This window comes from Sphingomonas sp. Root720, assembly GCF_001428605.1.
GTDB lineage: Bacteria > Pseudomonadota > Alphaproteobacteria > Sphingomonadales > Sphingomonadaceae > Rhizorhabdus.
Genome location: NZ_LMID01000011.1, coordinates 546112 through 559170 on the forward strand (window position 1 = coordinate 546112; position 13059 = coordinate 559170).

The following is a 13059-nucleotide window of genomic DNA, read 5'->3' on the forward strand; positions in this document are numbered from 1 at the left end:
GCGACGTGTCTACACTCTCTCTCCCCATCATCGGCGCCTTCGCCTTCACCATCATCGGCCAGGCCGTCGGCCTGTCGCTCATTCCCGCGACGCGTGGGTTCACGGCGCTGTGGCCGACGGTCGGCTGCGTCGTCGCGTTCATAGCGAGCTTCGGTGTGTTTGCCCGGCTCGTGAACAACGGCGTCGAGCTCAGCATGCTGACGCCGATCATCACGATCACGCTCCAGCTGGTCGTGCTCGTGATCGGGATCACCGTATATCACGAGTCCGCATCGCTCGCAAAGATCGGGCTGCTGCTGGGCGCCACGGCGCTGATCGCCGCCGCGACGCAGGTTTGACCACCATCATACGCGCGCCCCACGGCGCATTCGGAGAGGATGACCAGCGATGTCAGACGACCTCAAGCTCCTGATCGGCGGACAACTCGTCGACGGCGATTCCACGATGGAGGTGATCGAACCGGCGACGGGCCGGCCTTTCATGTCGGTTCCGCGCGGCTCAGGGCGGCAAATCGAGCAGGCCGTCGCCGCCGCAAAAGCGGCGCAGCCGGCCTGGGCCGCATTGCCGCTTGATGAACGCCGTGCGCGCCTCCTGACGTTTGCCGACGCGATCGCCGCGAACGCCGACAGACTCGCCCGCGCTCTCGTTCGTGAGCAGGGCAAGCCCCTCCCGGAGGCGTCCTTCGAGATCGCCGCGACGGAAGCGTTCGTCCGCCACTTCACCACGATCGACCTGCCGATCGAAGTGATCCAGGACGATGACGTGCGGCGCGTCGAAATACACCGCAAGCCGCTCGGCGTGGTCTGTGCGATCATGCCGTGGAATTTCCCTGTCCTCCTAGCCGCGTTCAAGTTCCCGGCCGCGCTGCTGCTCGGCAACAGCTTCATCCTGAAGCCCGCGCCGACCACGCCAGTGACTTCGTTGATGCTCGGCCAGCTTGCGAAGGATATCTTCCCCGCCGGCGTGTTCAGCGTGGTGACCGATCTCAACGATCTCGGTGCAACGCTGACCGATCATCCCGATGTGGCGAAGATATCCTTCACGGGATCGAGCGCCACCGGCAAGAAGGTGATGGCGGCCGCCGCCTCGACCTTGAAGCGCATCTCGCTCGAACTCGGCGGCAACGACGCCAGCATCGTCCTTGACGATGTCGACGTATCGATCGTGGCGCCCAAGATCTTCTCCAAGGCGTTCATGAACGCAGGACAGGTCTGCATCGCCGTCAAGCGAGTCTACGCGCATAGCAGCATCTACGATGCTCTATGCGACGAGCTGGCGAAGCTCGCCGACGCGGCGATCGTCGGCGACGGGCTGCAGCAGGGCACGCAGATGGGCCCAGTGCAGAACGCCGAACAATTCGCGAAAGCCAAAACCTTCCTCGACGGTGCGCGCCGGGAAGGCCGGATCATCGCCGGTGGCGATGTCGCCGAGGGCGAAGGTTATTTCATCAGGCCGACGATCGTGCGCGACATCGAAGACGGCGCGATGCTGGTCGACCAGGAGCAGTTTGCGCCGATCCTGCCCGTGATCAGGTTCGACGACGTGGACGATGCGGTGCGACGGACCAACAGTTCCGACTATGGCCTTGGCGGCTCGGTCTGGTCGGCTGACAGCGAGCGCGCCTATGCCGTCGCCCGGCAGATCGACAGCGGCATGGTCTGGGTTAACGAGCATCTCGATTTCGGGCCGCACATTCCCTTCGGCGGCGCCAAGCAGTCGGGGATCGGGACGGAGCTTTCGACCGACGGCATGATCGAATTCTCGCAGACGTGCGTCATCAACATTTCGAAGCAGCACGTCGGCTGACGAGGGTCGGCATCATGAGGCTGCCGGCGGGGGAATAGCCCCGCCGGGACGACGATCGCGGAGAGTGACATGTTCGGTTTGATGCAGGAGGGACAGCTTACCCTGGACGCCCTCCTCTCCCACGCGGCGCGATGGCATGGCGGGACCGAGGTTGTCTGGAACGATAACCAGGGCGCGCGGCACCGCACCGTTTATGCCGACTGCCTAGGGCGGGCGAAGCAAGTCTCCAACGCACTGCTTGCTGCGGGCATCCGGCTCGGTGACCGGATCGGTACGCTCGGTTGGAACAGCGCGCAGCATTTCGAGGCCTGGTATGGCACGGTCGCGATCGGGGCGGTTTGCCACACGCTCAATCCGCGGCTCTTGCCCGATCAGATCGGCTACCTCGTCAGGCACGCGGGCAACCGGGTGATCTTCGCAGACAGCGCATGCCTGTCCATCCTGGAAACAATCCTGCCCGCCTGTCCGATGGTCGAACAGGTTATCTTCTTCGACGACGAGACGATCTGCCTTATCGACGGCAGCGCGGTCTCGGTCGATGGCTTTTCCGCATGGATCGGCCGGCATGGCGCGGACTGCGACTGGGGCGGCTTCGATGAACGGACGGCCGCCGGCCTCTGTTACACGTCGGGAACGACCGGCAATCCCAAGGGTGTCCTCTATTCGCACCGGTCCAACTATCTGCACTCGCTGATCACCTGCCAGGCGGACGGATTGAACCTGGCATCGACCGACACGGTGCTGCTGCTCGTGCCGATGTATCATGCCAATGCCTGGGGACTGGTTTACTCCGCACCGATGGCGGGGGCGAGGCTGGTGCTGCCCGGGCAGCGCGTCGACGGCGCGACGCTTTACGAACTCATCGAAAGCGAGGGGGTTACCTTCGCGGCCGGCGTGCCGACCGTCTGGCAGGGGCTGCTTAAATATTGCCGGGAGACCGGAAGCAGGCTCACCAGGCTGAAGCGCGCGGTGGTCGCGGGCTCGGTCTGCCCGGAGACGATCGTTCGGGAGTTTCTCGAGCATGATGTCGAGGTCCTCCATGCGTGGGGAATGACCGAAGCATCGCCGCTTGCGACCCTGTCGTCACCGGATCGCGAGGTGGCCGCCATGCCGCTCGACGACCGTATCCGTTACAGCCTGAAGCAGGGGCGGACCTTGCCAGGAGTCGACCTGAAACTGACCGACGATCATGGTCGTCGGCTGCCACATGATGGGCGGACGCCGGGGCGGCTACACGTCAAGGGCGAAACCATCGTCGGCGCCTATTTCGGCCAGGAGGACATCGCCATCCTCGACGGCGAAGGCTTCTTCGACACGGGCGACATCGCGACGATCGACCATCGCGGCTACATGCAGATTACCGACCGGGCCAAGGATGTCATCAAATCCGGTGGCGAATGGATCAGCTCGGTAGACTTGGAGACGATCGCTCTGGGTCATCCCAAGGCGGAGCTTTGTGCGGTAATCGGCGTACCGCATCCCAAGTGGGACGAGCGTCCCCTTCTCCTCATGAAGCTCAAGGGCGGTGCGGTGGCAACGGCCGAGGAGATATTGGCATATCTAGACGGCAAGATCGCAAAATGGTGGATGCCCGACGAGGTACGGTTCGTCGACGAAATTCCGTTGGGAGCGACAGGCAAAATCGACAAGAAAAAATTGCGCGATTCTCATTCCACCTAGAATGACTTTGGCAGAAATGTGGTTCCAGCCGATGGTGTGAATAGCCGCATCGGGGACATTGGAGCGGTGATTATCGCAATTGGCGTTCAATGATGGCTTGCCGGACGGCCGGCACGCCGGGCTTAGGCGGTGGTCCGGCGGCTCATTTTTGCCGCGCCTGAGCAGGCGACGGGTTTGCAGAAAGAGATAGGTCTCCATTGTCATTACGCATGACGTTGGAGACCTGTCCCGGAACGGCCTTCGAAAGCTGGACCGAGCCGTGCTTACCGACACCAAGGTTCGCACGGCCAAGCCAAGACGAATCCTGCGAGAGCGCCGGCGCTCGCCGCTTCTTTCTGCTTGTCGCCCGCTGCCGACGCACGCTCCAGGCGCGGCGAGGCTTATCCGATATTGTCTGAAGGCGACCTTTATCGAAACTAGAACTTATATCGCGCGCCTATGCCGTAGGTGCGGGGGTCGTTGACCACCGAAGAGACGTTCGCGCCGAAGCGGAAGGCCATCACGGTATAACGGTCGTCCGTCAGGTTGCGGCCATAGGCATAGATCTCCAGCCCGTTGCCGAAGCCGAGCGCCGCGCGGGCGTCCAGCCGGTGCCAGCCGCCGGTGCTCACCGCCGCCTCGTTGGCCGCGGTGAAGTAGCTGTTCGATTCCCAGGCATAGTTGGCGCTGAGCTTCAGCTCCATGTCGCCGCCCAGCGAGGTTTCATAGAGCGCGCCGAAGCCGCCCGTCCAGCGCGGGGCCTGGTTCAGCTGGTTGCCGCGGCGGTTGGCCGTGGGGGCCGGGGTGCCCGCGCAGACCGCGTCGTTGTTCTGCGGGGTGCCAACGGTGATGCCTTCGCAGAAGCTGGTGTAGACGCCCTTCGAATAGGTCACCTGGCCGTTCAGGGTCAGACCGGGGGCGGCGCGCACGATCAGCTCGGCCTCGCCGCCCTTCACGCTGGCGGCGCCGGCATTCTCGATCCGCGAGACCAGCGAGCTGATCAGGCGGCGCAGCTGGATGCCGGTATAATCGTAATAGAAGCCGGCGGCGTTGAGGGTGACGCGGCGATCGAGGAACCGGCTCTTGATGCCCGCCTCATAGGCCCAGAGCTTCTCGGCGCCGAAGGTGTTGAGCGGCCCGCCCGCGCCCGGCTGATAGGCATAGCCGGGCGACTGATAGCCCTGGCTCGCCTTCGCGTAGACCATCACGTCACGGTCGATCTTGTAGTTCAGGCCGAAGGACGGCAGTACCGCGGTGTCCGACACCCGGCCGATGATCGGCGGAAACACGCCCGGCGCGCCCGCGGTCGAATAATCGATGGTGAAATTGCGCTTCTCGTAATTGTAGCGCAGGCCGGCGACGGCGGTCAGGCGGTCGCTGATGTCATATTCGAACTGCCCGAACAGCGCATAGGCCGACAGGTCGCTCTTCGAATGCGGGCGCGGATCGAGCTTCAGCTGATCCTTGGTGTAAGCCAGCGGATTGACCCGCAGATAGACCTCGGCATTCTCGTTGTAATAATTGCCGCCGACGGTGAGGCGCAGCGCGCCGCCGTCATAGACGCCGCGGACTTCCTGGTTCAGCGTTTCATTCTTGTTGATGAAGATCGGCTGGATCGAGGTCGTCGCATTGGCGTCGATGTCGTAGACGGTGAAGAAGTTGAACCGGCGATAGCTGGAGATCGAGGTAACGGTGAAATTGTCCGAAACCTCGGCGTTCATCGTCAGCGCGACGCCGCCGGTCTTCAGCCGGGTGCGAATCTGGTCCTCGAGGTTGGTGTTGACCGTCTTGGTCGAGAAGACCTTGCGGCCGCCGACGATCGTCGCCGGCGTGAACAGGTCCTCGGATTCCTTGTTGGTATAATCGGCCGACAGCGTCGCGTCGAAGCCGCCCTCGCTCTCGTAGCGCAGCTTGGTGCGCAGCGAATAGGAGGAGGCGTCGCCGATCCGGTTGCCGGTGACGATGTTGCGGAAATAGCCGTCGCGATCATTGTAGCTGCCGGACAGACTGCCCGAGAAGCCTTGGCCGATCGGTCCGCTGATATAGCCGCCCAGAGCGATGTTGTTGTAATTGCCGTAGCTGCCGTCGATCACTCCCTCGACCCGGTCGGTCGGCATGCGGGTGACGATGTTGATCGCGCCCGCCGTGGCGTTGCGGCCGTAGAGCGTGCCCTGCGGGCCGCGCAGCACCTCGACCCGCTCGACATCCTGCAGACCGAAGAAGCCGGCGTCGGGTTTCGACAGATAGACGCCATCGAGATAGACCGCCGTCGCCTGGCTCGCGCCGATCGGCACCGGCTGGCCGGCGATGCCGCGCAGCGACACCAAGTTGGTGGCGTTGACCCCCGCGAAGCCCGAGATCGACAGGCCCGGCACGCTGCCCTGCAGGTCGAACACGGTACGGACGTTGCGGTTGCTCATCTGGTCCGCGCCCACCGCGCTGATCGCGATCGGAACGTCCTGAAGGCGCTCGGCGCGGCGCTGCGCGGTGACGATGATGTCGCCTGTGCCCTCGGTGGCTTCGGCGTCGTTCGCGGCGGCGGCAGGGGTATCCTGCGCATAGGCGCCGGCCGCCGAGCCGAGCATGAGGGCGGCAATCGCGGTGCGCGTGAAACGGTTGGTGAGCATGGTATCTTTCATCTGGCGTCCTCCCCGCTCTGTCTGCGAGAGCTGGATTGTGGGTCTAACCCCAAGTCGCGCCGCAGCGCTCATGATCAGTTTTGGGCATGTCCATCGGAGAATTGCATAGATGCTCCGCCGGGCGGTCAGACGGCGTCGGCGTCGGCGAGATGGTCGCGATAGCGGTCGCGCAGGACCTTCTTGTCGATCTTGCCGGTGGCGGTCAGCGGCACCGGGGTGATCACGATCGCATCGGGCATCCACCAGCGCACGATGCGCGGCTCCAGATAGGCCTTCACTTTCTCGGGAGTGACGATGCTGCCCTCATGCGGTTCGATCGCCAGCAGCGGGCGCTCCTCCCATTTCGGGTGGAAGATGCCCACGACCGCAGCGATGCGGACGCCGGGGCAGGCGGCCGCGACATTCTCCAGATCGATCGAGCTGATCCATTCGCCGCCCGACTTGATCACGTCCTTCTTGCGATCGGTGATCCGCATGAAGCCGAAGCGATCGATCGTCGCAATATCGCCGGTGTCGAACCAGCCATCGGCATCGGTCGCGCTCGCCTCCGCGCGATAATATCGCCCGATGACCCAGGGGCCGCGCACGAGCAGCGCGCCGGAGCTTTCGCTGTCATGCGGCAGCTTGGCTCCCTCCTCATCGACGATCTTCAGCTCGATGCCGAATTGCATCCGGCCCTGGCGGGTCCATATCACCTCGTCCATCTCGTCCTCGCCCTCGGCCGCGAGCTTGGGGGTCGGCGTCGCGATCACGCCCATCGGGCTCGTCTCCGTCATCCCCCACAGCTGGCGGACGGCGACGCCGTGATCGCGCTGGAAGCTCTCGGCCATCGCGCGCGGCACCGCCGATCCGCCGATGACGAGCTGGCGCAGGGTGCCGGGCTTCTCCCCGGTGCGGGCTAGGTGATCGAGATACATGGTCCAGATCGTCGGCACGCCGCCGGAAAAGGTAACGCCCTCTTCGTGGATCAGGCTGTGCAGGCTGGCGGCGTCCATTCGGTCGCAAGGCAGCACCATCTTGCAGCCGTTGACCGCGGCGATGAAGGGCAGGCCCCAGGCGGTGGCGTGGTAGAGCGACTGGCAGGGCATGATCGCGTCGAAGGCGGTGAAGCCCAGCGCACCGCCAAGGCCCCCGGCCATGGCGTGCAGCACCACCGACCGGTGGCTGTAGAGCACGCCCTTGGGATCGCCGGTGGTGCCTGATGTGTAGCAGAGGAAGGCGGCGCGGTTCTCGTCGAACAGCGGCCAGGCGAAGCCGCCTTCTTCGGCCGCGAGCAGCGCCTCGTAGCCGGACGCGCCAAGGCCGTTGTCCAGCAGCCGTTCGGCATCGGTCAGCATCACATAATGCTCGATATGCTCCAGCCGGGGCCGCAACCGCTCCACCAGCTCAAGGAAGTTGCGTTCGAAGAACAGCACCCGGCTGCCGGCATGATTGATCGTGAAAGCGATCTGCTCGTCGCCCAGCCGCGGGTTGGCGGTATGAAGCACTGCGCCGAGACCTGGCACACCGTAGAACAGTTCCAGATGCCGGTGGGTGTTCCAGGCGAGCGACGTCACCCGGTCGCCGTCGCCGATGCCCAGGCGGATCAGCGCCTGCGCCAGCCGCCCCGCGCGCTCCTCGGCAGAGGCCCAGTCATGACGCCATGTCGGTTCGTCGACGAGCCGCGACACGATCTCGCGGTCGCCATGCGCCGCAGCGGCATAGCGGATTATGCCGCTGATCATCAGCGGTGCCGACTGCATCAAAGCTTCCATCCTGTCCTCTCGATCGGGCTTTGCCGCAGCATAGAGGCTATCGCCCGATCGCGTCATGATTGCTTTGCCGAACCGCCATCAACGCGGCTGATGGAGCAGGCATCAATTTTGGCGATGGCGCGCCGCGAAAAGCATCATGCGGGCGGCGACAGCCCCGCTGCTAAACGCGATTCCGCCGAAAAGCCGATCGAGACACGTCCGGCAGGATCAGGTGTGGGATGCCGCGTAGATGAAGTTGTACACCTTTCTCCTCGATGGGCAGGAGCGGCTCGGCGTCGAGACGAGCGACGGCCGCTTGCTCGATCTCGAGCATGCCCATGATCTGCTGCGCCAGACGCACTTCGCCCCCTTCGCTTCCATGCTGGCGCTGATCGAGGGCGGTGCGGTCGCGCTCGACATGACGCGCGACATGCTGGTCGGGGCGCCTGACGAGGCGCTTCACGATCTCGCGTCCGCCACGCTCGCCCCGCCGATACCGCGCCCGCGCAAGATCCGTGGTTTCTCGGTCTATGAGCGGCATCTGCGCCAGGCGGTCGAGGGCGCGGCGCGGATGCTCGCGGCGCGCGAGCCCGATCCCGAAGCCGCCTATCAGGCGGCGCGGCAGGCCTCAAATCTTGAAGCTTTGGTCGGCCCCGGCTGGCGCGCGACCCCGGGCTATTATTATTCGGATTGCACCGCCGTCACCGCGACCGGCGGCGAGGTTCGCTGGCCCGATTATTCGGACTGGATCGACTATGAGCTGGAGCTGGTCGCGATCATCGGCCGGCAAGGCAAGGACATCGCCGCCGATCAGGCGCAGGGCCATATCTTCGGCTATTCGATCTTCAATGATCTCAGCGCGCGCGACGCGCAATTCAAGGCGATGGCGACGGGCCTCGGCGTTGGCAAGGGCAAGGATTTCGACCAGTCCAATCCGTTTGGCCCGTGCATCGTCACCGCCGATGAGATCCCCGACCCTTACGCGCTGAAGGTGGCGGTGCGGGTCAATGGCGAAACCTGGTCGAGCGGCACCGCGGAGGGTCCCTACTGGCGCTTCGCCGATTGCATCGCCTATGCCAGCCAGTCACAGACCATCTATCCGGGCGAGCTGTTCTCGACCGGTTGCGTCGTCGATTGCTGTTCGATGGAATTGCAGCGCCATGTCCTGCGCGGCGACCGGATCGAGCTGGAGGTCGGGGGCATCGGCGTGCTGCGAACGCGGATCATCTGAGAGAAGGCCGGGCTATGGAACAAGGCAAGCGTATCGCGGTCGATCTGGTGCAGCAGAGCGATCATCCCGACGTCGCCGACACCTTCGCGCGATTGAAGGCCAAGCCGATCGGCATCGTCAACATCCACCGCACCCTCGCGAACAGCCCGGCGGTATTCGACCGATTCATCGCCCTGGCGCATGCGCTGCGCTTCGAAACCGAGCTCGATCCGGGCGAGCGCGAGCTGGCGATCCTATGCGTGCTCGAACGGCATCAGGGCGATTATGAACTGGACAAGCATCGCATGATCGCCCGCGCCGCTGGGGTGAGCGAGGCGAAGATCGCCCATGTCCGAGCGCCCGATGCCCAGCCGAGTCTTTTCTCCGATCGCGAGCGCGCGATCCTGACCTTCGCCGAGCAGTTCGCCGCCGATCCGGGCGAGCGCCCGGCGCACGTCGAAACGGCGATCGAGGCCCATCTCGACAATCGCCAGAGGATCGAGTTGGGGCTGACCCTGGCGCTCTATCTGGGCCTGGCCCATTTCACGGCATTGCTGGACGTGCCCGAGGATTGACGTTCGGGCTCCCGACAGGGAGTCTAGGAGGATCGAAGGAGAGGATGCCGACGTGCCGTTTCGCGGATCGCTGCAGGATATCAGGCTTTTCGTCGCCGCCTATGAGGAGAAGAGCTTCACTGCGGCGGCGCAGCGCGAGAACAGCACCCAGTCGGGCGTTTCGCACCATATCCGCCAGCTGGAGATGCTGCTCAACGTCAAGCTGTTCGTGCGCGAGAAGGTGGGCGTCACCGCGACGCCCGTCGCCGACATCTTCTACCGCAAATGCATCGAGACCCTGCGCGGCATCGACGACGCGACCAACCGGGTCGCCCAGTTCGTTCCCGGCCATCAGGGCACCTTCACCGTCGGCATCATCCCGGCGCTGACCCACCGGATCGTCGCCCCCACCCTGATGCGCTTCGCCCAGAGCCATCCCAATGTGAAGGTGCGGATCGTCGAGAGCTTCGGATCGCTGCTGCCGCAGATGATCGCGTCTGGCGAACTCGATTTCGCAATCAGCACCCTGCATGGCGGCGAAACCGGCATCCGCGCCCGGCAGCTTCTGATCACCCCCGAATGTCTGGTGTCGCAGGCGACGCCCGAGCAGCCGGGGCCGCTCACCACCGCGCCGCCCAACCGTCCGATCAATATCGCCTGGGCGAGCCGGATGGAGGGCCGCCGCGCCGCGATCATGGCCTGCCTGAGCGCGCACGACATCACCGTCGACGCCGAGTTGGAGATCGATTCGGCTCTGGCGATGCTCGACCTGGTCGGGCGAAGCGACTGGCGCACCGTCACCCCCTGCCTGATGATAGATCCCGAGGCGGACCGGCAGCGCTTCGCCATCTACCCCTTGCGCGATCCCGACGTCGATTTCTCGATCATGCTGCTGGAGCGGACCGCCAATGTCCTGGTCCCCGAGGCCGAGGCCTTCGTCGAGATGTTCACCGAGGAAGCGCGGCGCGCCTCCGATGGCTGGATGGAGCGTTTCGCGGTCGCGCAGGTCTGACCGCGCGCCCGGTTCATCAACCGGGGACATGAACCCGACGCAAATTCATAATGCCGGATCGTCGAACCGCCGCTGCTATGCCGGTTCCAACAGCTTCCGCGCCTAGCGACAGCATCAGTGATGAGGATGGCATGCCGAAAGAGATCAGGCTCAACGTGCTCGAGCAGGGCAACCCCAGCTTCCAGGCCTTCGGCCTGTGGGCGCACCCCCGCGACAAGGCGGTCGATTATCTGAAGCTCGATTACTGGCTGAACTATGCCCGTCTCGCCGAGCGCGGGTTGTTCGACAACTTCTTCATGGCCGACGTCTACGGTATGCCCGACGTCTACCAGGGCAAGGCCGATGGCGCGCTGCGCAACGGATCGCAGGCCCCCAGTCTCGATCCGTCGGTCATCGTCACGGCCATGTCGACGGTCACCACCAATCTCTGCTTCACGATGACGGGCAGCGCCTCCTACGAAAGCCCCTATAGCTTCGCGCGGCGCATCTCGACGATGGACCATCTGATGAACGGCCGGCTCGGCTGGAACATCGTCACCTCCTACCTGCGCTCGGGCGCGCTCGCGATGGGCCGCACGGGCCTCGCCGAGCATGATCTGCGCTACGAGATGGCAGACGAATTCCTGGAGGGAGTCTATCGCCTGTGGGAAGGCAGCTGGGCCGAAGGCGCGCTGAAGAAGGACAAGGAGGCACGCGTCTATGCCGATCCGGACCTGATCGACACGGTCGATTTCCGTGGCGAATATCACAGCTTCCAGGCGATCGCCCCGGTCGAGCCCTCGCCCCAGCGCACGCCCGTCCTGTTCCAGGCGGGCGGCTCCGAGCGCGGCCGCCGCTTCGCCGCCACCCATGCCGAGGGCGTCTATCTGAACGGCACCAAGCCCGAGCTGGTCGCGGCACAGGTGGCAAGGGTCCGCGCGGCGGCGGAGGCCGAGGGGCGCAACCCGCAGTCGATCAAATTCTTCACAGGCATCTCGGTGTTCGTCGACGAAACCGAGGAATTGGCGAAGGCGCGCTACGCCGATTACAAGCGCTATAGCAGCTTCGAAGGACTGATTTCGATGATGTCGGGGGCGATGGGAATCGACCTGTCCAAATATCCGCTCGACGAACCGATCGTCTATCAGAAGAACGACGCCAACCAGTCGGCGCTGGAGATGTTCACCCGCAACAACGCTTGGACCCTCCGCCAGGTGCTCGACGAAAAGGCGCTGTGCGGTACCAATGTCGCCTTCATTGGATCGGCCGAACAGGTCGCCGACGAGATGATCCGCTGGATGGACGAGGCCGATATCGACGGGTTCAACATCGCCCGCATCGTCGCGCACGAGACGCTGGAGAACTTCATAGACATGGTCGTGCCCGAGCTGCAGAAGCGCGGCCGCTACAAGACCGCCTACCAGCCGGGTACCTTCCGCGAAAAGCTGTTCGGCCACCGCCGCATCGACAGCGACCATCTGGCGGGCAGCTTCAGCCGGTAGGGGATGGGAGAGGAGGGGGCGTGCCTTCTCCTCCCGATCCCGTCCCGCTGAACAGGTTTCGGCATCCACCGGGCGGGCAGCTTGTCGTTTCGCCTGGCGATTCGTGCGTGCGCTTTTGCCGTGCAGGCGGCGGGATGCCGAAATATCTTCGGCGTGACGTTCCCGCGGCGCGGGGCTCAGCCCAGCATCGATAGATAGTAACGCCGCGGCTCGTCGGCCATGGCGTCCTTGATCTCCTGGAGCAGCGCAGGGTCGGCCATCTCCAGCAGCCGCGCGGTAGAGGGGCGGGTTGCCAGCCGCGCCCACCAGGCGGCGACCTTGGGACGGTTCGCCCAGGCCGGGTCCAGCCCGAATTCGACGAAGCGCAGCATGATCGGCAGCATCGCGCAGTCGGCCAGGCTGATCGCATCGCCCACCAGCCAGTCGCGGTCGCCAAGCGCCGCCTCGACGTCGTCGAGCATCTTGCGCAGCTGGGCCAGCCCTGCGGTCACGAAGGGGCTGGCAGTGCCCTTCCGCACGCAATCCTCGCGCATCAGCCGGTCGCCATGGTTGACCATCGCGTCGAGCATCGCCTTCAGCCGCGCCTCGTCGACGGGGTCTCCGAACATCGATCGGATGAAGGTGGCGGCGGTGATCGCGCCCAGGGCCGGGAAATATTTCTCGTCGACCCGCTTCAGCCAGTGGTCGACCTTGATCCGCTCCCAGGGATGCGCGGGTTGCAGCGCCGGGCCGTCATAGGCCTCATCCAGATAGCGCATGATCAGCGAGGATTCGACCAGCGGGCGTCCGGCGTCGTCGACGAAGGTTGGCACGACCCCGTCGGGGTTGAGCGCGCGATAGCCGGGGGTACGCAGATACTCGCGCTGCAGCTCGCGGGTCTGGACCGGCGCGCCTTTTTCGAACAGGGCGGACAGCGCCTTCCGCGCGCAGGTCGCGTGGTGCATCACCAGCAGTTCAGCCATGGC

The 13059-nt window shown here is 64.7% G+C and carries 10 protein-coding genes; 7 read left to right on the forward strand and 3 right to left on the reverse strand.

The window, feature by feature from the left end:
- The first annotated feature begins 5 nt into the window (after positions 1 to 5).
- From ASE22_RS13310 to ASE22_RS13320, 3 genes are all read left to right on the forward strand, one after another.
- Positions 6 to 338 (forward strand): hypothetical protein, encoded by a 333-nt coding sequence (locus ASE22_RS13310; protein WP_056360090.1) that lies wholly within the window; start codon positions 6 to 8, stop codon positions 336 to 338.
- A 49-nt stretch (positions 339 to 387) separates the two neighbouring features.
- A complete protein-coding gene (locus tag ASE22_RS13315; RefSeq protein ID WP_056360093.1) occupies positions 388 to 1806 on the forward strand; it encodes an aldehyde dehydrogenase family protein in 1419 nt (472 codons plus the stop codon).
- A 69-nt stretch (positions 1807 to 1875) separates the two neighbouring features.
- Positions 1876 to 3486 carry a long-chain-fatty-acid--CoA ligase gene (locus ASE22_RS13320; RefSeq protein WP_056360097.1) on the forward strand — a complete coding sequence of 537 codons (1611 nt, stop codon included), beginning with the start codon at positions 1876 to 1878 and terminating at the stop codon, positions 3484 to 3486.
- A 416-nt stretch (positions 3487 to 3902) separates the two neighbouring features.
- On the opposite strand, the gene ASE22_RS13325 is transcribed toward ASE22_RS13320, so the two are convergent.
- Positions 3903 to 6104: a TonB-dependent receptor gene (locus ASE22_RS13325; protein ID WP_056360100.1), complete on the reverse strand. Its 2202-nt coding sequence runs from the start codon at positions 6102 to 6104 to the stop codon at positions 3903 to 3905.
- 125 nt (positions 6105 to 6229) lie between these two features.
- Positions 6230 to 7846, reverse strand: a complete 1617-nt coding sequence (locus tag ASE22_RS13330) for a long-chain fatty acid--CoA ligase (RefSeq protein WP_056361226.1) — start codon at positions 7844 to 7846, stop codon at positions 6230 to 6232.
- A gap of 241 nt (positions 7847 to 8087) precedes the next feature.
- On the opposite strand from ASE22_RS13330, the gene ASE22_RS13335 reads away from it, so the two are divergent.
- From ASE22_RS13335 to ASE22_RS13350, 4 genes are all read left to right on the forward strand, one after another.
- Complete coding sequence (locus ASE22_RS13335; protein ID WP_056360103.1) at positions 8088 to 9068, forward strand: fumarylacetoacetate hydrolase family protein; 981 nt, start codon at positions 8088 to 8090, stop codon at positions 9066 to 9068.
- A 14-nt stretch (positions 9069 to 9082) separates the two neighbouring features.
- Entirely contained in the window at positions 9083 to 9622 is a 540-nt protein-coding gene (locus ASE22_RS13340) for a carboxymuconolactone decarboxylase family protein (protein ID WP_056360106.1), read from the forward strand.
- 52 nt (positions 9623 to 9674) lie between these two features.
- Positions 9675 to 10613 (forward strand): LysR family transcriptional regulator, encoded by a 939-nt coding sequence (locus tag ASE22_RS13345; RefSeq protein ID WP_056360109.1) that lies wholly within the window; start codon positions 9675 to 9677, stop codon positions 10611 to 10613.
- Positions 10614 to 10744: 131 nt separating this feature from the next.
- Entirely contained in the window at positions 10745 to 12094 is a 1350-nt protein-coding gene (locus ASE22_RS13350) for an NtaA/DmoA family FMN-dependent monooxygenase (protein ID WP_056360113.1), read from the forward strand.
- A 176-nt stretch (positions 12095 to 12270) separates the two neighbouring features.
- Here ASE22_RS13350 and ASE22_RS13355 read toward each other — a convergent pair whose 3' ends face one another.
- Entirely contained in the window at positions 12271 to 13056 is a 786-nt protein-coding gene (locus ASE22_RS13355; RefSeq protein ID WP_056360116.1) for a glutathione S-transferase family protein, read from the reverse strand.
- Positions 13057 to 13059: the final 3 nt, after the last annotated feature.